Here is a 20,207-nt window from a genome sequence, read left to right on the forward strand (position 1 = left end):
AGATCATCTTGAAGAAGGGTACGCCGTGGAACGTGTATTTTGCTTCTCGAGATAGCGGCGGTAGCGCCGCTCGCCCGGGCCGAACTACCGCTCGCGCCTGCCCCATGCGAATGGCACCAGCAGCACGGCAAGCAGCGCCGTTGCTGCCAGCATCACCCAAGCATCGTTCACACTCCAGACAAAGGCCGTCTTTTCGATCGTGGGCCGGACCAGGGCTTCCATGGCAGGAGTGGGTGGGCCGGAGAGACCGCTTGTCAGCAATGCGGGATCGAGGCCAATGGCCGTTGCCGCCGTGCGGTCTCCCGATAACAACCGCATATGCAACGCAGAGGCGTAGATGTGGGCGCGGCTGTATAGGATGGTGTCAATCAGCGCGATGCCGATCGCGCCGCCCAGATTGCGCATCAGGTTGAACAGGCCGCTCGCTGCCGGCACCTGCGCTTCCGGCAGCGAGCCCAACGCCAGGCGGGTCGGCGGCAACAGGCAGAACATGATAGCGATGCCGCGAACGATCTGTGGCCAGAACATCTGGTTGAAATCGGTGTCGCGGGTCTGAAACATGCTGAGGGCGAGTCCGATACCAAACACCGCAAAACCTGCAGCGGTCAGCCAGCGCGCATTGAGTCGCCGTTCCAGCGCGACGGCGATGGGCGACATCGCCAGTTGCGCGGCACCGGTCACCAGCATCGTCGAACCAATCTGCAGGGCGTCGTGACCCCTGACGTAAGCCAGAAAAACCGGGATGAGATAGACCGAGCCGTACAGGCCCACGCCCAGGCAAAAGCTCAACGCGCATCCGATCGCGAATGAGCGATTTCGGAACGGGCCAAGCTGCACGACCGGATGGGCAGCGCGCAATGTGCGTCGGACGAACAGGCCGCCGCAAAGCGCGCTGATTGTGAACAGGCCCGTGCAGGTGACCGACACCCAGCCATCATGGGGTGACTGCTTCAGTCCGATCTCCAGAGTGGCTAGCGACATCGCCATCAGAACCAGCGACCGCCAATCGATTTCCGCAACGTCGCCAAAGTTCAGCTGCTGCCGGGGCAGCAGAGGAGGCGCCACAACGCAGGCGATCAGCCCGGGAACGACATTGATCAGGAACAGCCAGTGCCAGGACCAGGTCTGCGTGATCCAGCCGCCGACCACAGGTCCGACCGTCGGCGCCAGGACCGCCACGATGCCGGCGATCGTCGTAGCGATGCCTTGGCTGCGCGGCGGGAACAGCAGGAAGACTGCGGCGAACACCGCCGGGATGAGCGTGCCGCCCGCGAATCCCTGCAGCACACGAAACGACACGAGGGCGGCGAAGGTGCCGCTCGCGGCGCAGCCGATCGACGCCAGCGTGAACAGCGCTAGGGCGGAGGCAAAGAGCCAGCGCATCGAGAGCACATGCGTCAGCCAGCCCGTCAGGGGAATGGCTATGATCTCGGCGATCAAATAGGAGGTCTGGACCCAGCTCATCGTCTCCGGGGAGATGGCGAGGGCATTCTGAATGGTCGGCAGCGATGTTGCGACCACCTGAATGTCGAGGATCGCCATGAACATCCCGAGACACATCAGGACAAAGCCGAGCCATGTCCGGGTGTCCGCGAGGGGCAGCTCGGTGCGCAGGGTCGTCATGGGCTTACGAGCGGCGGGGCAGGCAGCACGGCAGGGTCAAGGCCATCCATCGCGCGGGTCAACCGGGTGCGGCGGACGATCGAGCCGATCAGGCCCGGGCCGCGCGTGGCCGCGGCGAACATCAGGTTTCGGCTGATGCGATGCCCGGCAAGGCAGGAGACGATGCTCGCCAGCCGGATCGGACCGGCCGTGAGTTTTCGCGCGGCCGCCAGATACACATCAGGTGAAAGGCCCTCCCGGATATGCGCGACTGCCAGCGCGGCCGATCCAAGGGCGATGGCAAGGCCGTCGCCGGTGAAGGGCGGGATGTGGGCGAGACGGTCGCCGACCCGATAGGCTGCAGTGTTTCGCTCGCGATGAAGATGTCCGCCGCTGGGACAGGCCACGGCCTTCGGCTTGTCCCACAGTGGTTCGGCGTCTGCCAGCCGCTCCGCCAGTGCGGGAAGTGCCGCCGCCACATGGTTGCGCAGCGCGGGCCAGCCGGATCCGAACTGGCTCATGGCTTTACCCGGCAGCACCAAGCAGAGGTTGGCGATACCGTCTTCGACCAGTTCGAGGCCGATATAGCTGGCCTCCAGAAAGTAAAGCTCGACCCGGCCCTCGAGCGCTCGGCGAACGTCGGGGGCAGGCCGCAGGTGCATTTTCAACCCGACCTGCGAGCCGTCGCGTGTGTCGTCGATGCCGCGCAGACCCAGCTTGCCGGTGGCCAGTACGAGGTTCCGGCAACTAACCGTATGGCCGTTGTCGCACACGACCAGCCAGCCGGATCCATCGGGTCTCGCCGATTTCACCGTCACGTCGCGATGCAGGCGTGCGCCGCTGAAATGCGCGTGTCGCAGCAGCGCGGCGTCGAGTCGATAGCGCGACAGCGACAGCCCGCGAAACGGTAGTGCCGAGGTCACGCTGCGGCGCGAGGAATAGAGCGCCACCTCATCGACCGGTACCGCGCCGAGCGCCAGCGGATCGACGCCCAACCGCCGTAACAGCAGCTGTGTCTCGACGCTCAGGAATTCGCCACACACTTTATGCTGGGAGGTCGCTGTGCGCTCGATCAGCATGACGTCGTGGCCATACCTGGCCAGACCGCAGGCCACCGCGCTGCCGGCCGGCCCGCCGCCGATGACGATCGTCTCGACCTGAATCATCGCACACGTCCGATCACGAAGCGGAACAAGAACCATCGCAGGCGCACCACGCGCGGCGCGATCCCGGCATCGCGTAACCGCGCCGTCCATTCCGCGCGGGTGAGGGCTCTCGCAACTGAGATCCGGCCGTCGTGAATGACGATGGGATGCAGCCGCGTCAGCCAGCCCATCAGGCCGATGAAATGGAACGGCACCCGGTGGCGCTGCAGGTCGTAGATCATCCAGCCGCGTCGCGCGGTCCTCTCCATCCAGCGCAGGAACGTCACGATCATCTCGTCGGACATATGATGCGTGAGCAGGCTACTGACGACGAAGTCAATGGGGGAGGGCGGGATGAAATTGAAGATGTCCATCACCTGATATTCGATATTGAGATCGTTTCCTGTCGCCGACTGCGCGATGCGGACCGTCTCGCGATTGAGATCGAGCCCGATCAGCTTGATCTGCCGGCCGCGCCCGGCGGCCCAGCTGCGGATCGCCCGCAGCAGGTCGCCATAGCCGCAACCGACATCGACGAGTGTGAGCTCGGTGCCTTCAGGTATCCGCTGGATGGCGGCGTCCAGCCAGGCGATCACCGCCCGGTGCCCGAGCATCGCGCCGTTGAAGCGGGCGAGGTCGCGCAGCACAAGTTCGAGCTCTTCCGAACTTGCGCCGGCGCTGTCCAGCCATTCGGCTTCGGTACTTCGCTGCGACAGGTCCGTCGCTGCAGCGCGGGTGGTGCTGAATGTGCTCATGGGCTCAGGCCGCGGTTCGAAAAAGCATGGTTTCTGCGATCAGTCCGGGCCCGAACGACATTGCGCACCCGCTGCGGCCGCGTGCGCCCGAACGCATCAGTCGCTCGATCACGAACATGACCGTCGCCGACGACATGTTTCCATAACGGCGCAGCACGTCGCGCGACGCCGACAGTGCGGTCGGCGCCAGCGCGAAGGCTCGCTCCACCGCGTCGAGAACGGTCCGGCCGCCGGGATGCACCGCCCACAGGTCGACCGCCGCCGCGGGCGCTCCAGCCAGGATTTCATCGGCGCTCCGCCGTAGGCCGTCCTGGATAACGGCCGGAACGCGTCCCGACAAAACCATGTCGAAGCCGGCATCGCGGATGTTCCATGTGATCAGATCGCGGGTATCGGGGACCAGCATGGCACGGAAACTGTCGAGTGCGATGCCGGACGGCTCGGCGCTCACAAGGCTTGCCGCGCAACCGTCGGCGAACAGCAGGAACGAGAGCATCTGCTCGAGATCGGCGTTTTCCTTGAGATGCAGCGTACAGAGTTCGAGGTTCACGACCAGTACGCGCGCCGACGCCTCGGAGCGGACGATGTGATAGGCCAGCTTCAGGGCGTTGATGGCGGCGTAGCAGCCCATGAAGCCGATAACGGTACGTTCGACCGTCGTTGGAAGCTCGCAACGCGCGATGAGATCGAGGTCGAGGCCGGGCGCGGAGAAACCTGTGCAACTGGTGATGATCAAGTGCGTGATGCGGTCACGATCTGCTCCGAGATGCAGGCGATCGACGGCGGCTTGCGCCAGTTCGGGCGCGTGCCGCTCATACTGCTGCATCCGCGTCGCCGTATCGGGAAAACCACTACGGGCATAGAAGCCGCCGGCATCGAAATGGTCGCCTTCCGGTCGATTGCTCGGCGTAAGGCACGAGAAGCGGTGCTCGATACCGGACTTGTCGGCCATGCGTTCGAACAGCCGCGCCTGACGCGGGTTGGCCAGATGGAGCGTAGACTGTGCGAAGCGGCGAAAGGCGTCATGAACGTCGTAAGGCGGCACAGCCGTTGCGACACGATTGATATAAACTGCTGGCAAGGGAATCCCTCCGTATGCCTCCGCCGAAATGAGCGCCGGCCGATGAAGGTCGAGATAGCGAAGAAAGTCCGCGGAGCGATTAAATTGCGATTTAAGAATCGACCGACGCTCTGCTTCGGCCGCTGCCGGGGGGCGATGGCGGTGTCTGGCCGGCAATCGTTGCGCATGGGACGTCGCTGCGTCGCAAGTTAAATTCGTATTTAATTGAAGAACACAAGCCTTCCGAAGATGTTGTGGGCATTGGTCCGCCGTCCGGCTGGGCGCGTTCCGATGACTGCTGCATCAGTAAGGGGCGCTCGCAGGTGGGTCGATGCTTGGAATTCTGACGTCGTTCGTTCGACAATGTGTGATCTCGCTAGGGGTATCGCTGTTGCTTGCTGCAACCGCATTTGCGGTGGCGCGTCCGCCGCACAAGTCGCCGCCGTTTCAATCGGCAGCGATTGAGCGTCGCCCGGCCACTGCAGCCGCGTTCATTGGAGCGAGTCCGCTCGCTCTCAACAGCTGTTCTGCGTCCGACAAGATGGTCGCTGATATCAATCTCCGGCCGATGGCGGGTAGGGATCAGGATGTGATTGCGGGATTGGTATCGCGAGAGCCGGACGCAATCGACATGGCGCAGGCTGTGCTCTGCTGCGGACACGAAGAAAAGCTCCGCGGCCTGGCCCGGCAGATCATGGCGACACGGCATACCGATGCCGGAGCAACGCCGTACGCGATCCCGGGATCCTTGGTCCCTGTCGCAGCGGTGAGGCTTGTACCGACCGGATGGACGAAATGACCGACTTTCGACAAAATGACGACGTTTTCCGCTATGCTACGGCGCGGTCGCACCTTGTCGTGTCTTCAGATCAAACGGTGCCCGAGATACTCCAGATGACCAAGATTCTGCTGATCGAGGACGACATTGAGACCGCTGAGGAACTCGCGGCCGAACTGACGCAGCGCGGCTTCGAGGTCGAACATGCGGCGAGCGGCATCGAAGGACTCGACAAGGCCCGCTTCATCAAGCCGGACTTGATGATCGTCGATCGCATGTTACCGGGAATGGACGGACTCACCATCGTCGAGGCGCTGCGGCATGACCAAATTCGCACGCCCGTACTGATCCTGAGCGCGCTCGGAGCGGTCGATGATCGCGTCCGCGGATTACGTATGGGCGGCGATGACTATCTGACCAAGCCTTTTGCGATAGTCGAACTGGTGGCGAGGATCGAGGCTCTGTTGCGCCGTCCGATCGAAACGCGGGAAACCATGTTGCGGGTGGGACCGCTCGAACTCGACCTGATCGAACGCACAGCGCGGCGTGGCGAGCGGGAGATCGAATTGCTGCCGCGGGAATTCCGCCTTCTCGAATACATGATGCAGCGTAACGAGCAGCTACTGACGCGGGCGATGTTGCTGGAGGAGGTCTGGAATTATAAATTCGTCCCGGACACTAATCTTGTCGACGTTCATATGGGGCGGCTGCGGCACAAGGTAGACACGCCGGGCGATCCGCCGATGATCCACAATGTCCGCGGCGCAGGATTTATTCTTCGTGCGCCTTCCTGATTTCGTCCGCACGACGACGTTCCGGTGGACGTCCATCGCGATCGCGCTCTGCATTCTTTTGTTCTCAGCCTTCGTGTACTGGGAGGCTGGCAGTTCGATGCGGGCCGACATGGACGCTTCGATCGCGGAGGCGAGCGAGGCGATCGCTTCGGACGTGCCGGAGCGCAGGGTCATCGCCATCGAGGACCGCCTGGCGGCGGATCCGCGTCGGACCCGGTTGGCCGGTCTGTTCACCGCCGACGGAAAACGGATTGCCGGCAATCTGCGCGATATTCCACCGCAATTGGCGATCGACGCGCGGATTCATGCGACGCAGGTGATCAGGATCGATCCGCATAAGCCGGAGTCGATGTCCGTGCGCGCCATCGGTCGTCGCTTGTCTGACGGCCAAGTGTTGGTCATCGCGCGCCACAGCGGCGAGCTCAAAGAACTGGCGGCGGCGATCGGCCGCGCCCTGCTGCTCGGTCTGCCGGTGGCGGGCGCCCTTAGTCTGGCGATCGGTGGCGTGCTCAGCCTGCGGGTGCAGCGTCGTGTCGATGAACTCCATGCACAGGTCAGGCGCATTATCGATGCCGACCTACGCGAGCGACTTCCCACGGCCAACCTCGACCACCCCTTCGATAAGCTGGCCATCATCGCCAACGGCATGCTCGACGAGATCGAGGTGCTGGTCACCGAAATGGCAGGGACCGGCAACGAGATCGCGCATGACCTGCGCACGCCACTGACCCGTGTCCGCGTTGGCCTCGAGCGCGGCCGCGCCAATGCCTCGACGGTCGCGGACCTGCAGGCGGTCGCCGACCGCGCGATCACTGACGTGGACGAAGTGCTCACCATTGTCACCAGCCTGCTACGTATCCAAGAGATCGAGCATTATGGCGACCGCAGGGGATTCGGCGATGTGGTGCTGGCGGGTTTACTACGTGAGGCTTGCGACCTCTACGAACCGATCGCTGAAGACAAGCAGGTCAGCCTGCGCGTCGATGTCGAGGACGATGCCATTGTCCGATGCGACCGCGATCTGCTGCAGGAGGCTATCATCAACCTGGTGGATAACGCGGTCAAGTTTACGCCGCCCTACGGATGCGTCCGGTTGGCTCTGGTGCGAGGGCCCAGCGATGTCATTGTCAGAATATCGGACACCGGACCCGGCATTGGAGAAGACGAGCGTGAAGCAGTGCTGCGGCGGTTCTATCGCTCCGACAAGAGTCGCAGGACTGTTGGCACCGGTCTTGGCCTCAGCCTGGTTTCCGCGATCGTCAAGCTGCATGGATTCCGGTTGACGCTGTCGACCGGTCCCGGCTGCGTCGCGGAGATCGCCTGTCCATTGCCGGAAAGGTGATCTGTCTGAAGGACATTTTAGTCGTCTCGCCGTGTCCCCTCACCATGTTTCGTAGATCGCGCTGTTGCCTCGATGCCATATGGGCGCTTTCGGCAACAACGGCCTCGATGGAAAGGATGAGATCATGAAAGGACGTACATTCAAGGTACTCGCAACGGCTGCGCTGGCGTTGAGCCTGTTAGCCACCGCCGCTGATGCACGCGGCGGCGGCGGAGGTGGCCACGGAGGTGGTTTCGCCGGCGGTGGCGGCCATATGGGCGGCTTTGGCGGTGGCTTCGGTGCTGGTCACATGGGGGGCTTCGGAGCCGGCGGCGGCCATATAGCAGGCATTGCCGCCGGTCATGTGGGTGGAATCGGCGGCGAGCATCTCGGCGGAATAGGCGGCCAGCGTTTCGCAGGAGGCGGATTCGGATCGCACGCTTTTGCCGGACATCACCTCGTCAGACATACCGGCCGTGGCTTCGGCTTCCCCGGCTACTACGATGATTACGGCTACGGCTGTCCGTATGTTTACGGCCCGCTGCATCCCCACCATTATCCTTGGGTCGCCGGCTGCAGCTAACGAACCGTCCTGCAAGGCATCGCGGGCGTGACGTTGCGGAAGCCACGTCACGCTCGCCTTGTTCGTGCCGCAAGCCGAATCTGAATTCGAATTTATATCCTTAACCTGTAATTTAATGGTTCCCGTGATCGCCGCCGCTATCTTTTCAGGATCGTCCGCAAAGGCCGTGACATCGGCCCCGGACATTGATCAGCAACAGATCAATCATAGCGGAGGGGCTGATATGAATACCGATGGAACGTCGACGGAATATTCCACACCGGCGTCTGGTCTGGCGGCTCCGATCGGGCTGCGGTCGCCCGCGGCAGCCGGCACCGCCTTGAATTACCGAACCGATATCCGGCGTTTTGCGATGCTCGAACGCGAGCAGGAATACGTGCTGGCGATACGCTGGCGCGATCACGGCGACCGTGCTGCAGCCGAGCAACTTGTCACCAGCCACTTACGCCTCGCTGCCAAGGTGGCCATGAACTATCGTGGTTACGGCCTGCCGCTGTCAGAGATCATGTCGGAGGCCAATCTCGGCCTGATGCAGGCCCTTGACGGGTTCGACCCGGACAAGGGATTCCGCTTCTCCACGTACGCGGTGTGGTGGATCCGTGCGGCGATCCAGGACTACATCCTGCGCTCATGGTCGCTGGTGAAGATTGGCACCACCGCGAGTCAGAAGAAATTGTTCTTCAAGCTGCGTTCGGCCAAGAGCAGGATTTCGGCGCTGGGAGGCGGCGACTTGCGGCCCGACCAGGTGACGCTGATAGCCAGCGATCTGGGCGTGACCGAGAAGGATGTCGTCGACATGAACCGTCGGCTCGGCGGTGATGCTTCGCTCAACGCGCTGGTGCACGATGACGAGGGTGCCGCCGAGTGGCAAGACTATCTGATCGACCAGGCGCCCACGCCAGAACTGATGACGGTCGAGCAGGACGAAATCGATCATCGCCGCCAGGTTCTGGTGCGCGCGATCGACGTACTCAATGCGCGCGAGCGGCACATCTTCGAGGCGCGTCATCTCGTCGACGAGCCGGATACGCTCGAAGACCTCGCGCAGCACTATGGGCTGTCGCGCGAGCGAATCCGCCAGATCGAGCAGCGGGCGTTCGAGAAGGTGCAGTCGGCGGCGCGCAAGCTTTCGCACGATCGACGTCACACCCGCGCCCCGGCGCTGGCAACGCATTGAATTGCGTCATTCCGGCGGACGATGACGAATCGCGCAAGCGTGGGAAATCCGTTATGTTGGCGGCCCAAATATCCCTCACGGGCCGCTCACGCGATGAATCTGGCCGAGTTTGCGAGTAGTTCAACCTTCCGTGCCGCTACGGTCGCGGCTGTCGCACTTTCTTTGTTCGTGCTGGTCCTGTTCGGCTTCATCTATTGGAAGACCGACCGCCTGCTAGTGACCCGCTCCGACCATGTCATCGCCTTGCAGCTGCAAACGGTAGCGGCATTGCCGAATGAACGCAGGCTCGACGCGCTTCATCTTCAACTCAGCGAGGATTCGCGCGACGTGCATTTCGTCGGCCTGTTCCGGGCAGATGGAAGCCGGGTCGCCGGCAATCTTGAGCGCCCGCCGGCGATGCTGCGGCTGGACGCCACGGTGCAGACCGTCGAGATCATAAGGCCGCGCCCCGCTGGCCCGGAGCAACTAACCGTTCAGGCCATCGGCCAGCAGTTGCCGGACGGCGAAATATTGGTGATCGGCCGCTATGTCGATGAAGCGATTCAGCTGTCGATGGTTGTCAGCCAGGCTCTGGCTCTCGGTCTGATCCCGGCTCTGCTGCTATGCCTCGCGCTGGGCGCACTGCTCAGTCTGCGTGCCGAACGTCGGATCGCCGGAGTTAATGAGCGCATTCAGCGCATCGTGGCGGGTAGTCTGCATGAACGGCTCCCGGTTGATCGCGGCCGCGATCCGTTCACTCAGCTCGCCGCCATGGTCAACAGCATGCTGGACGAGATCGAAACGTTGATCCACACGATTGCCGGAGTCGGCAATGACATCGCGCACGACCTGCGGACCCCGTTGACCCGGGCACGCCTGGCCCTGGAGCGCGGCCGGAACAACGCCAGGACGCTGCCCGAACTGCGATCTGTGGTCGACAAGGCCATCTTGAGCATGGACCAGTCGCTGGCGATTGCCGCAGCACTGCTAAGGCTGGCCGAGATCGAGAACAGCCGTCGCTCCACCGGATTCGGCAAGGTCGCACTGGAGGAACTGCTGCACGAGGTCCGAGATCTCTATGCGCCGATCGCCGAAGACAAGGGCATCACGTTGCGCATCGATATCGTTCATACCCCGATCGTCGAGGGAGATCGTGACCTGCTGATGGAGGCGATCGCCAATCTGGTCGATAACGCCGTCAAGTTCACGCCGCGGGGTGGGCAGGTCCAGATCACGACCGTGTCCGGCGACGGCGAGAGTATCCTGCGCATCACGGACACCGGCGCGGGGATAAGCGAAGACGAGCGCAGTGCGGTGCTGCGGCGGTTCTACCGCTCCGATGCGTTTCGCAAGACACCAGGTCTTGGGCTTGGCCTCACTCTTGTTGCCACGATTGCCAAATTGCACGGCTTTCGGTTGACGATCTTTTCGGGGGCGGGGTGCGTGATCGAAATTGGATTCCCTGACGCTTCCGAGACAAAAGTCTAGATCGCGATCACATCGCGGCGAGATCGCTGTCCGTTGCTCGGTGCGCCGTTTCCTAAATCGTTATTTAGTTGGCCCTCCGCATCGCATCATTATGTCTTCCGAAGACCCAACTGTCGCGCGCCGCTGGACTGCCAATCCGGTCGGGCGTCAAGGAAGGAATGATCAAATGCGCTCAAATCTCATGCCAGTAGTGTCGGCAGTCTTCATCGCGTTGATCGCCATCGCAGCAGCTCCGAATGCCGCGATGGCCCGTGAACCCATCGTTGCATCGAAACCCCTGCCGGCTCCGGTGGGGCATGCCCAGCCGACCCCGAATGGCTTTCTGTCAGACGAAGATGCGAACGCGGACGAACAGCAGCGACTTTCGAAGTTCGATGCGCAGCAGCATTTGCTGGACGAGCAGCTCGACAAGTCGCTGAACATCTGCCGGTGCTGATGTTCTGCCTTCACACGGCGCTTAGGGGCAGTCGCAGAATTATTCCACGTACGGACAATCTTGGAGCGAGCAATGGGCATCGTGCGGTTTGCACTGAGATTTCCGTATACCTACTACGTGGTGGCGGTGCTGATTCTGTTTCTCGGCGGCGTTGCCATCCGCTCGATGCCGACCGACATCTTTCCAGAGATCCGAATTCCCGTCGTAACGGTGATCTGGAGCTATACGGGTCTCTCGACACCTGAGATGGAAGATCGGGTCTCGACTTACAGTCAGTACTCCATCAGCGCGAACGTCAACGGCATCAAGAATATCGAAGCACAAACTCTGAACGGGCTCTCGATTCAGAAGATCTACTTCCAACCCGACGTCAATCTCGACCTCGCAATTTCGCAGATCGTTTCGGCTACAAATGCGATCCGTGCGCTGATGCCGCCTGGCATCCAGCCGCCAATCGTGGTGCAGTTCAATGCCTCCAGCGTTCCGGTGCTGCAGCTCAGCCTCAACTCCGATACGCTCAACGAACAGCAATTGTATGATTTCGGCATCTACAGAGTCCGGCAACAGCTGGCGCCGGTGCATGGCGTGACGCTACCTACCCCGGCTGGCGGCAAGTATCGCCAGATTATGGTTGATCTCGACCCTGACAAGCTACTGTCGCGCGGACTGACGCCGCTCGATGTCGTCAACGCGGTCAATACTCAGAACCTGACGCTGCCGACCGGAACCGCCAAGATCGGTGACAAGCAGTATACGATGCGTACAAACGCGACGCCCGCAAGCATCGCTGACCTCAACATGATCCCGGTCAAGTTTGTCAACGGCGCGACGATCTTTCTGAAGGACGTTGCCCAGGTTCGCGACGCGTCGGCAGTGCAGCAAAATATCGTGCGCCAGGACGGCCGGCGTTCGGTGCTGTTGAGTATCATCAAAAACGGCAACGCCTCGACGCTGACCGTGGTCAACGCAGTCAAGGACGTGCTTAAACAGGCGCGGGCAGCAGCGCCTGCCGGGTTAAAAATCAACGAATTGTTCGATCAGTCTGTATTCGTCAAGTCATCGGTGACGGGCGTGCTGCACGAAGGCGCGATCGCCGCCGGCCTGACGGCGCTGATGATCCTGCTCTTCCTGGGATCGTGGCGTTCAACACTTGTGGTGATGATCTCGATCCCGCTGGCGATCTTGTCGTCGCTCGTGGTGTTATATTTCCTCGGCGAGACGCTCAACACGATGACGCTCGGCGGCCTTGCGCTCGCGGTCGGCATTCTGGTCGATGATTCCACGGTGACGATCGAGAATACGCATCGGCTACTGACCGAGGAGCACATGACGCTGCCGGACGCGACCCTGCATGGCGCAGCCGGCATCGCGATCCCGACGCTGGTCTCGACGCTGGCTATAAGTTGCGTCTTCACCTCGGTAGTGTTCCTCGATGGCCCCGCGAAATATCTGTTCACGCCGCTTGGCCTGGCGGTCGTATTCGCCATGCTGGCATCCTACGGCCTGTCGCGGACGCTCACCCCGATTACTATCGGGTTGCTGCTGCGGTACGAAAAGTACGGCCCGGACGATGGTCATCCGAAGGGGCTGTTTGCGCGGCTGTCGGGTGCGTTCGAGCGCGGCTTCGAGCGGATGCGTACTGGCTACGTCGCGCTGCTGACCCAGTTGCTCAAGAACCGCGTCGCCGTGCCGGTGGCTGCAGTGCTGATCATCGGTCTCGGCGGCGTCATGCTGGTCTCGGTCGGCCGCGATTTCTTCCCGTTGATCGACGGCGGCGAGATCCAGCTCCACGTTCGTGCCCCCGCCGGCACGCGGATCGACGCCACCGAAAAAATCTTTCAGCAGGTAGAGGACAAGATCCGCCAGATCGTTCCGGTGAGCGAGCGCAGTCTGATCGTCGACAATATTGGCCTGCCTGCCCGACCCTATAATCTTGCCTTTACCGACGGCTCAACCATCGGTGTCAATGACGGCATTATCCAGGTGGAGCTCAAAGAAGGTCACAAGCCGACCGCTGACTACGTTCGCAAGCTGCGCGAGGTGCTGCCTGCGGCATTCCCCGACGATGTGTTCTACTTCCAGGCTGCCGATATCGTAACGCAGATTTTGAATTTCGGGCTGCCGGCGCAGATCGACGTCCGAACCGTAGGCTACGATCCTGGTGACCTTGCTATCGCGCAGAAGCTGCGGGAGCGCATCGCGGCGATCCCCGGCATTGTCGATGCGCATCTTCAGCAGGAAACTGACGCGCCGTCATTTTATACCGAGATCGACCGTACCCGCGCGGCGCAGCTGGGACTCAATGCCAGTACGATTGCGACGAATATCAATGTCAGCCTGAGTTCCTCGTCGCAGGTGTCGCCGAACTTCTGGACCGATCCGACATCTGGCATTCCCTATTATCTCGCCGTGCAGACACCCGAATACCGAGTCAATTCGCTCAACGCCTACGGGAATACGCCGGTGTCGAGCACGCTGACCGTCGGCGGCCAGCCGGTGCCGGGAATGCTCAGCAACGTCGCGACCTTCAAGCGCGAGCCGCTGCCCACCAACCTGAACCAGGCCAACGTGCAGCCGGTTTACGACGTCTATGCCAGCGCACAGGGCCGCGATCTCGGGGCGATCGCCGCCGACATCAACAAGGTAACGGCCGATTTGCAGAAGGAGATGAAGCCCGGAAACAGCATTGTCGTACTGGGGCAGATCCAGAGCATGAACGATGCCTTCGTCAACCTCGGTATCGGTTTGCTGTTCGCGGCTGTGTTCGTCTACCTCCTGATGGTGGTGAACTACCAGAACTTCAGCGATCCCTTCGTCGTAATGTTGGCGTTGCCGGCGACCCTGGCCGGCATCGTCACCATGCTGTTCATCACAGGTACCACCCTGAACGTGCCGTCGATGATGGGCGCGATCATGGCGGTCGGCGTCGCGTCGGCGAATTCGATCCTGTTGGTTACCTTCGCGCGCGAGCAGCAACTCGCAGGCCATTCTGCGTTCGAGGCCGCAATCAGCGCTGGCCACACCCGGATCCGGCCGGTGCTGATGACCGCGGCGGCGATGATCGTCGGCATGATTCCGATGGCGATCGGCAGTGCCGGGGAGGAACAGAATGCAGCGCTCGCCCGTGCGGTGATCGGCGGATTACTGTTTGCGACGCCGACCACGCTTTTGATCGTGCCGTATTTGTTTTCGCTGTTGCGTAAACGCGTCGACGGCCAGCCGCAACACGGCGTCTTTGAGGAGGCAAGTTCATGACCGGGATTCAGAGGTTGCATGAGGCGCGGACGCAAGAAGAGCCATCCGTGGTAAATCGGCAGGCGGATCCGCCGCCGGTGCGGCCTCGTTCCAAGGCCCGACTGATGCTGGTTCTGGCGGTTCTGTTGTTACTCGGCAGTGGTCTCAGCTTCGGCTTCTGGCGGCATGAGCAGGCGCAGCAGGCCGTTGCGGACGCAGCAAAGGAACTCCGCGATCTGGTCCCGGACGTTAAGATCGCGGTTATCAGCGACAGCACCGGCAGCAACGACATCTCACTGCCGGCCACCACCACGGCGTTCGAAGCGGCGAATATCTTTGCGCGAACCAGCGGCTATGTTGAAAAACGCTATGTAGACATTGGCGATCGGGTCAAGGCTGGCGACCTTTTGGCCGAGATCACCGCGCCGGAACTCGATCACCAGATCACTCAGGCTCAGGCCACGCTGAAACAGAACCAGGCTGCGTTGCAGCAGACCCAGGCCAGCCGCGATCTGGCGGACGCCACCAACGGCCGTGACAGCAGGCTCGTGAAACAGGGCTGGCTGACGCTGCAGCAGGGCGACAACGACCGGCTGACGCTGGCAGCCCAGCAGGCGGCGGTCGGAGTCGCGCAGTCCAACATCGCCGCGCAAGAGGCGCAAATTCGAATACTCACGCAGGAGAAGGCCTATCAGCGCGTGACCGCGCCGTTTGACGGCGTCATCACCCAGCGCAATATCGATAACGGCAGCCTAGTTCAGTCCGGATCCACGTTTATGTATACGCTGATGCACAGCAATGTCATCCGCGTTCAGCTATTCGTGCCGCAGGACGCGGCGTTCGGTGTGACTCCCGGCGTGAAAGCGAGCGTCCAAGTCCCGGAAATTCCCAATCAGGTGTTTGACGGCACGGTCACGCGGATCGCTTCTGCGTTGCAGCCCGGCAGCCGGACGTTGTTGACCGAAGTCGACATCCCCAACCCGGACGGGGCGCTCAGCCCGGGCGTCTATTGCACCGTGAATCTGCATGTTCCTCGCAAGACGTCTGCTTTTATCGTGCCCGCAGATGCTGTGATCTTCAACGCCGATGGCACGCAAGTGGCCGTTGTGGAGAATGGCATCGTCCATATGCACAAGATCACCATCGCGCGCGACTTCGGCACCTCCGTCGAAGTACGCAATGGCATCAAGGCCGGCGACCAGGTGGTCCTGAATCCCATGGTGAATCTGGCCGAAGGTCAGAAGGTGAAGGCCCACAAGCAGGCGGCGTGAGCAAGAAAGGAAACGTAGCCATGGTGCGACTGCTGGGCGTTTTGATCCTATCGCTGTTAGGCTGCGACGCGGTTCTGGCGCAGGTCTCGACCATGGGCTCGACGTCGATGGGGCTTCCGACCACTCCTGGTACGATGGTTTCCTCGCCGCTCAACGGCCCGAGTCCGTTCTCCGCGGCGACGCTTCCGGGGGCGGCAGATACCAGCTTGGCTCCGGTGCCGCTGGCGTCGGACCCAACAACGCCGGGCACCGTTATCAATTGCGCGCCAACCACAGCGCCAAGTGCATTGACACCCGTTGCGGCCCTGGGAACGATCTCGACGACGAACCTCGGTAGCGCGACCGGTACGGCCACGCCGACCGCGCCGGTTGGTAGCCCGCTGGACTCCAGCAGCTGTGTTCTGAACGGGAATACCAGCCCAAGCGACCCCTCATCGTTGCCGCTCACGACTCCGCTGATTTCCAGCGTCCTACCCGGCACGCTTGAGGCGCCGACTGCCATCCTCGGCGACACCAGTATCGCGCCGTCGGCGACGATGCCTACACCGAACGCGACGGCCTGCAACGAGACCGTCTCGATGGACCTTGCCGCTCCCGGCATGATGGCGGCTGCCAATGCCACGGGTGCCACGGCGACGCCAGGGGTAACCGCGCTTTCGGGCTGCTGAGATATATTAGGATGCGATTTCGCAACGATATCGACAGTCTGGAAGCGTTGTTGGATCGCGTTTCTCGCTTTCGTGTTGTCTCGTTAGATCGAAGACGAAACGGCAGCGGCGCCCGGCCACGTGCCAAACTATGCCGATGGCTTCTCCTGCCGCAAAGCAGGCATGCTTAGTGTGGTTCAAGACGCGAGATAGCGCGAAGCAGGTGAAAGTGGCCTTTCCTAGCCTGTCCATTCGGTGGCGACCTTTGACGTAAACTGAACTGCTGCATAAGAAACAGACATTTTTTATACAGTTCGCCGGCTGACTTCGAATAGCAGCTTCTCGGCGCAAAGAAGTCATTGGCGTCAGTGCAAAAATCCTCGTCGTTTTCTTCCATCGCTCGCCATAAAATCCTGCGTTACTTCTTAAAGTCTTCATGGCAGACTATGACTCTTGAGAGGGGGCTTCGTTTCACAATACCAGTGTGCCTAGCCTTGTTTTGAGTTTTTCTGGGATGGAGCAGCACTTGTGATGGCGCGAGGCGTTTCTCAGATCAACCCCCGATTGTCGATATTACGCAGTCATCCATTTTTCATTGATCTCGACGCTAAGGCATTGGATCAACTATGCCAGTATGTGAGCTTCCGAAAGTTCAAACGCGGCGCGACCGTCTTTGTGAGAGGAGATCCCGGCAATAGTCTCTTCGTCGTGGTGAGCGGCGCCGTCAAGATGAGCGTCGCCTCATCTGAGGGACGCAGCGCCATCCTCAATCTTGTGACGAAAGGTGAGGTATTCGGGGAGATCGCGTTGCTCGACGGGCTTGCGCGAACGGCCGATGCGATTGCTCACACCAATTGCGAGCTTATCGTGATCGACCGGCGAGACTTCTTTCCATTTATCGAATCCCAACCGATGCTGGCCATGAAGTTCATTCACTTGCTTTGCGCCCGTCTGCGCTGGACGAGTGAACAGGTCGAGCATGTCATTCTGCAGGACCTGCCTGCGCGGCTAGCGAACCTGCTGATCGGTTTGGCCTCGAAGCACGAGCCTTCCGACGTCGGCCGTCCGTTTATCGTCACTCAACAAGAGATCGGCGAGATGGTCGGAGTGACTAGAGAAAGCATCAACAAGCAACTTCGTGCCTGGTCCTTGAAAGGGTGGATCCGCCTTGAGCCCGGCAGCATCGCCATCCTCAAGCCGAAGGCGCTAGCGGCTGTTGCCGAAGCCGAGCCTGCAACCCTTGATGCGTCGGGGCGGCCGCTCAAGGTGTGATGTGGTTCACATGACTTCGTTGGTGTTTGGCCCATTAGTGGCCGGGTATCAGGAGGTATTCGGCATGGCATCCGTCGACGAATTGGAGCAAACCTATCGCCGCATTTACCGGCGCCTCACACTCGGGGTGTTTATCCTCTATGGCGTCGTTGTAGTGTTGGCTGTCACGGTGCTGCTCGGCAACCCGATAAAGAGCTTCTAGACGCCAGATCGGTGGGAGCCCCCATCCCGAATGGGCGGCTCGTCTGCGTGTGGCGACAGTGAGCTCGCTAACGCGAAGGGTTGGTTCCCCTTAAAGGTGAAAGGTGAGGGGCGTCCGCTATGGGCTCGATAGATCCGAGAAATCGTATGGGATGACGTTCACGCAGCGGACGGGCTGATTCAGCACGTGCTCGGCGGCCAGGGCAAAATCATCCGTGTGAACCGCTTCGATCTCCGCTGCGCAGGCTTCATTGGAGACAAAGACGTAGAGGACGTCCTCATCCATTCCTCCGACTTTCATACCCAAGCACAAGCGGTCGTAAACACGCGGCCCCAGCAGACTGTTGAGCATGGCTTCGATGGCAAGTTGTTGTGTTGTCGTTGGTCGCATTTGGCCTCCATAAGGCTACTATGCGAATGAATGGACGGCTGTCTGTGATCTAGTTCACTGACGCGGGGAAATGCGGCAGCTAACGTGTCGGCCATGATGGCGCTGGCCAGCGGCTGGTTATTGCGGCTTGCAATTATGATAACAATCCTAGTTTTGGCGAGCTATCTTCGATGGAATATAGATAGTTCTACAACTACAAACGCTCTTGTTCTAATGCTGAGCACTCCAACCCGAGCCGAATAGGCGCACCGATGCATGGGATTCGCGAGACCAAGGATCTGGTGCTGCCGGCAGACGGCCAGGATCAACATTCATTGAACCTATTCCGGGATCAGGTGGTCGGCGACGATACGCCGGATCAGTCGGCAACCGGCACATCCGGCTCGAAGCTGACTGATCCCAATGGACTCGATCCAGGTGGCGCCAGCGCTGTGGATCGCTTCGGACGACGCCTGCGTATGTGGGGCGAGCTCGTCAAATATCGGCTGTCCTGCCACGTGCTCTCCCATCTTCGGTTGTTCAAGGCGGTCTTCGCGGTGCTGCGCGTCGTGCGGCCCATCGCGATCGTCGGCAGCGTCCTTGTGGCGACAAAGGCCAGCGATGTACGCGAGGTGCTCGAACGCTTCGACGACTTTGAACTGGGCGACACCATCGAGCCCGGAATGCCCTGGGGACCGTTTCTGATGACGGTCGATGGGCGAGAGCAGCATGCCCGCGAGAGGGAAATGCTGCAGAGCGTGGTCGAGAAGACTGATGCCCGGCTCATCCGGACGATCGCTTCCGAGAATTGCCAGTCCTGCATCGAGGCATTGAAGGACTCGGGCCAGATCGACGTTGTCGCCGATCTGGCGGAGCCGGTGATGGTTGCCGTCCTGGCCGAATACTTTGGCGTCCCTCCACTGAATGGAGACCGGCAGCGGATGGCAGGCGTCATGCGGAATCTGGCCGGCATCATTATGGTCAACCCGCCAGTTGGTTCGCTTCCGTGGAGCCGGTCTCGCGCCGATATCGCAGATCTGACCTGTCAACTGACGCAGCAGCTTGGATCCGGCGGCCCCACAATTGCCGCTGCATCGCACCCATCCATTCCCGCTCACAGCCTGCTGGCACGATTGCAGCGCCGCCATGGTCAGTCGGGCAATCCTGCCTGGTTCGATGAAGAGTGGATTCGCTGCTATCTGACCGGGCTGGTCGCGACAGGTGGAGCCACTATCACCCGCGGTGTCACCCATGCCGTGGATCAACTGCTGGAGCAGACCGGGGCGCTGCCGCATGCCCAGGAGCTGTCCGCCGCACTCGAGCGTGCGATCCACCACGATCAGACATCGATCACGGCTGATGCGCCGAATGGCCAGCTCGCAGCGGCGCGGGAGGCGTTACGTGGCTGCATCTATGAAGCCATGCGGTTTCGTCCGATGCTGCCTTTGCTGGTGCGAACATGCCCGCGTGATACGATCATCGCCAACGGCACCCCGCGGGCCCGGCGGGTGCCTGCCGGGACGCTTGTCTTGGCACCGCCGCTGGCGGCCATGTTCGATTCCGAAGCATTTCCAGACCCGCTCACATTTCGCGATCGTCCCATCGAGAGTTACTTTCATTTCGGTTTCGGGCCGCGCCACTGTTTCGGCAAATACATTGCTGACGTGGTCATGCTGGAGATAGTGCGCGCGCTGATGCGCCTGCCGGGTCTGGCGCGCGCGCCCGGACAGGGCGGTCAGGTCGGCTACGACGGGCCAGCACCTCGCTCGCTGCGCGTGACGTTCAATGCGAATGGATCGGAACCCGTCCATTGAATCCGAATTTCACAACGATCATCACGCCGATCGAACCGTCCAAAGTGGAATGGTGCAGGGGCTATCTTCGCGACAATGCCGACCCGCAGTTTGGCGGTGAGGCAGCGTTTCTTGAGTGCTGCCCATTGTTTCCATTCGACAAGATTGCAGGTCTGCATTTTTGTAGTTTTGTCATCCTGGACGCTGCCGACGGGGGCGGGCCTTGTCTCGTATTCGAGGCAACGTTCGATGGCCCGAGAGCGGGTTTTCTGGATGAGCTGTTAAAGTATGCACCAATTGG

17 protein-coding genes are annotated in these 20,207 nt (G+C 61.2%); 12 read left to right on the plus strand and 5 right to left on the minus strand.

Annotated features, from left to right (window positions below):
* Positions 1-84 precede the first annotated feature (84 nt).
* Genes AB8B20_RS29035 through AB8B20_RS29050 form a run of 4 tightly spaced genes read right to left on the minus strand, consistent with a single transcriptional unit; the run spans position 85 to position 4,583 of the window.
* Positions 85-1,623 carry a DHA2 family efflux MFS transporter permease subunit gene (locus tag AB8B20_RS29035; protein WP_439070630.1) on the minus strand — a complete coding sequence of 513 codons (1,539 nt, stop codon included), beginning with the start codon at positions 1,621-1,623 and terminating at the stop codon, positions 85-87.
* On the minus strand, positions 1,620-2,768 hold the full coding sequence (locus AB8B20_RS29040; protein WP_439070631.1) for an NAD(P)/FAD-dependent oxidoreductase: 1,149 nt from the start codon (positions 2,766-2,768) through the stop codon (positions 1,620-1,622). The genes AB8B20_RS29035 and AB8B20_RS29040 overlap by 4 nt, the downstream gene beginning before the upstream one ends.
* On the minus strand, positions 2,765-3,502 hold the full coding sequence (locus AB8B20_RS29045; protein ID WP_439064283.1) for a methyltransferase domain-containing protein: 738 nt from the start codon (positions 3,500-3,502) through the stop codon (positions 2,765-2,767). Before AB8B20_RS29045 ends, AB8B20_RS29040 begins: the two co-directional genes overlap by 4 nt.
* A gap of 4 nt (positions 3,503-3,506) precedes the next feature.
* Complete coding sequence (locus AB8B20_RS29050) at positions 3,507-4,583, minus strand: type III polyketide synthase (RefSeq protein ID WP_439070632.1); 1,077 nt, start codon at positions 4,581-4,583, stop codon at positions 3,507-3,509.
* A gap of 873 nt (positions 4,584-5,456) precedes the next feature.
* Between AB8B20_RS29050 and AB8B20_RS29055 the strand changes: the two genes are divergently transcribed.
* The 11 genes from AB8B20_RS29055 to AB8B20_RS29105 all read left to right on the plus strand — a co-directional run bounded on the left by AB8B20_RS29055 (position 5,457) and on the right by AB8B20_RS29105 (position 17,744).
* A complete protein-coding gene (locus tag AB8B20_RS29055) occupies positions 5,457-6,134 on the plus strand; it encodes a response regulator transcription factor (protein WP_231081042.1) in 678 nt (225 codons plus the stop codon).
* Complete coding sequence (locus AB8B20_RS29060) at positions 6,094-7,476, plus strand: ATP-binding protein (RefSeq protein ID WP_439070633.1); 1,383 nt, start codon at positions 6,094-6,096, stop codon at positions 7,474-7,476. Before AB8B20_RS29055 ends, AB8B20_RS29060 begins: the two co-directional genes overlap by 41 nt.
* Positions 7,477-7,600: 124 nt before the next feature.
* Entirely contained in the window at positions 7,601-8,038 is a 438-nt protein-coding gene (locus AB8B20_RS29065) for a hypothetical protein (RefSeq protein WP_439070634.1), read from the plus strand.
* Positions 8,039-8,096: 58 nt separating this feature from the next.
* Complete coding sequence (gene rpoH, locus AB8B20_RS29070; RefSeq protein ID WP_244558540.1) at positions 8,097-9,215, plus strand: RNA polymerase sigma factor RpoH; 1,119 nt, start codon at positions 8,097-8,099, stop codon at positions 9,213-9,215.
* A 93-nt stretch (positions 9,216-9,308) separates the two neighbouring features.
* Positions 9,309-10,682 (plus strand): sensor histidine kinase, encoded by a 1,374-nt coding sequence (locus AB8B20_RS29075; protein ID WP_439070635.1) that lies wholly within the window; start codon positions 9,309-9,311, stop codon positions 10,680-10,682.
* Between the two features lie 91 nt (positions 10,683-10,773).
* Positions 10,774-11,118 (plus strand): hypothetical protein, encoded by a 345-nt coding sequence (locus tag AB8B20_RS29080; protein ID WP_439070636.1) that lies wholly within the window; start codon positions 10,774-10,776, stop codon positions 11,116-11,118.
* 72 nt (positions 11,119-11,190) lie between these two features.
* Positions 11,191-14,373: an efflux RND transporter permease subunit gene (locus tag AB8B20_RS29085; protein ID WP_439070637.1), complete on the plus strand. Its 3,183-nt coding sequence runs from the start codon at positions 11,191-11,193 to the stop codon at positions 14,371-14,373.
* Complete coding sequence (locus AB8B20_RS29090; protein ID WP_439070638.1) at positions 14,370-15,623, plus strand: efflux RND transporter periplasmic adaptor subunit; 1,254 nt, start codon at positions 14,370-14,372, stop codon at positions 15,621-15,623. Before AB8B20_RS29085 ends, AB8B20_RS29090 begins: the two co-directional genes overlap by 4 nt.
* Positions 15,624-15,643: 20 nt before the next feature.
* On the plus strand, positions 15,644-16,291 hold the full coding sequence (locus AB8B20_RS29095) for a hypothetical protein (protein ID WP_439070639.1): 648 nt from the start codon (positions 15,644-15,646) through the stop codon (positions 16,289-16,291).
* A 510-nt stretch (positions 16,292-16,801) separates the two neighbouring features.
* Positions 16,802-17,542, plus strand: a complete 741-nt coding sequence (locus AB8B20_RS29100; protein WP_089267544.1) for a Crp/Fnr family transcriptional regulator — start codon at positions 16,802-16,804, stop codon at positions 17,540-17,542.
* Between the two features lie 64 nt (positions 17,543-17,606).
* A complete protein-coding gene (locus AB8B20_RS29105) occupies positions 17,607-17,744 on the plus strand; it encodes a hypothetical protein (protein WP_176454725.1) in 138 nt (45 codons plus the stop codon).
* A gap of 117 nt (positions 17,745-17,861) precedes the next feature.
* On the opposite strand, the gene AB8B20_RS29110 is transcribed toward AB8B20_RS29105, so the two are convergent.
* Positions 17,862-18,134, minus strand: a complete 273-nt coding sequence (locus tag AB8B20_RS29110; RefSeq protein ID WP_147421613.1) for a hypothetical protein — start codon at positions 18,132-18,134, stop codon at positions 17,862-17,864.
* A 251-nt stretch (positions 18,135-18,385) separates the two neighbouring features.
* Here AB8B20_RS29110 and AB8B20_RS29115 point away from each other — a divergent pair, with 251 nt between their 5' ends.
* Positions 18,386-19,927 (plus strand): cytochrome P450, encoded by a 1,542-nt coding sequence (locus tag AB8B20_RS29115; RefSeq protein ID WP_439070640.1) that lies wholly within the window; start codon positions 18,386-18,388, stop codon positions 19,925-19,927.
* Positions 19,928-20,207 lie beyond the last annotated feature (280 nt).

It is taken from the genome of Tardiphaga sp. 866_E4_N1_4 (assembly GCF_052076075.1).
GTDB lineage: Bacteria > Pseudomonadota > Alphaproteobacteria > Rhizobiales > Xanthobacteraceae > Tardiphaga > Tardiphaga robiniae.

Bases quoted from the DNA above. Each gene is read 5' to 3' on its own strand.
- AB8B20_RS29035 (WP_439070630.1), bottom strand. From the start codon at position 1,623: ATGACGACCCTGCGCACCGAGCTGCCCCTCGCGGACACCCGGACATGG.
- AB8B20_RS29040 (WP_439070631.1), bottom strand. From the start codon at position 2,768: ATGATTCAGGTCGAGACGATCGTCATCGGCGGCGGGCCGGCCGGCAGC.
- AB8B20_RS29045 (WP_439064283.1), bottom strand. From the start codon at position 3,502: ATGAGCACATTCAGCACCACCCGCGCTGCAGCGACGGACCTGTCGCAG.
- AB8B20_RS29055 (WP_231081042.1), top strand. From the start codon at position 5,457: ATGACCAAGATTCTGCTGATCGAGGACGACATTGAGACCGCTGAGGAA.
- AB8B20_RS29060 (WP_439070633.1), top strand. From the start codon at position 6,094: ATGTCCGCGGCGCAGGATTTATTCTTCGTGCGCCTTCCTGATTTCGTC.
- AB8B20_RS29065 (WP_439070634.1), top strand. From the start codon at position 7,601: ATGAAAGGACGTACATTCAAGGTACTCGCAACGGCTGCGCTGGCGTTG.
- AB8B20_RS29075 (WP_439070635.1), top strand. From the start codon at position 9,309: ATGAATCTGGCCGAGTTTGCGAGTAGTTCAACCTTCCGTGCCGCTACG.
- AB8B20_RS29080 (WP_439070636.1), top strand. From the start codon at position 10,774: ATGTCTTCCGAAGACCCAACTGTCGCGCGCCGCTGGACTGCCAATCCG.
- AB8B20_RS29085 (WP_439070637.1), top strand. From the start codon at position 11,191: ATGGGCATCGTGCGGTTTGCACTGAGATTTCCGTATACCTACTACGTG.
- AB8B20_RS29090 (WP_439070638.1), top strand. From the start codon at position 14,370: ATGACCGGGATTCAGAGGTTGCATGAGGCGCGGACGCAAGAAGAGCCA.
- AB8B20_RS29095 (WP_439070639.1), top strand. From the start codon at position 15,644: ATGGTGCGACTGCTGGGCGTTTTGATCCTATCGCTGTTAGGCTGCGAC.
- AB8B20_RS29100 (WP_089267544.1), top strand. From the start codon at position 16,802: ATGGCGCGAGGCGTTTCTCAGATCAACCCCCGATTGTCGATATTACGC.
- AB8B20_RS29105 (WP_176454725.1), top strand. From the start codon at position 17,607: ATGGCATCCGTCGACGAATTGGAGCAAACCTATCGCCGCATTTACCGG.
- AB8B20_RS29110 (WP_147421613.1), bottom strand. From the start codon at position 18,134: ATGCGACCAACGACAACACAACAACTTGCCATCGAAGCCATGCTCAAC.
- AB8B20_RS29115 (WP_439070640.1), top strand. From the start codon at position 18,386: ATGCATGGGATTCGCGAGACCAAGGATCTGGTGCTGCCGGCAGACGGC.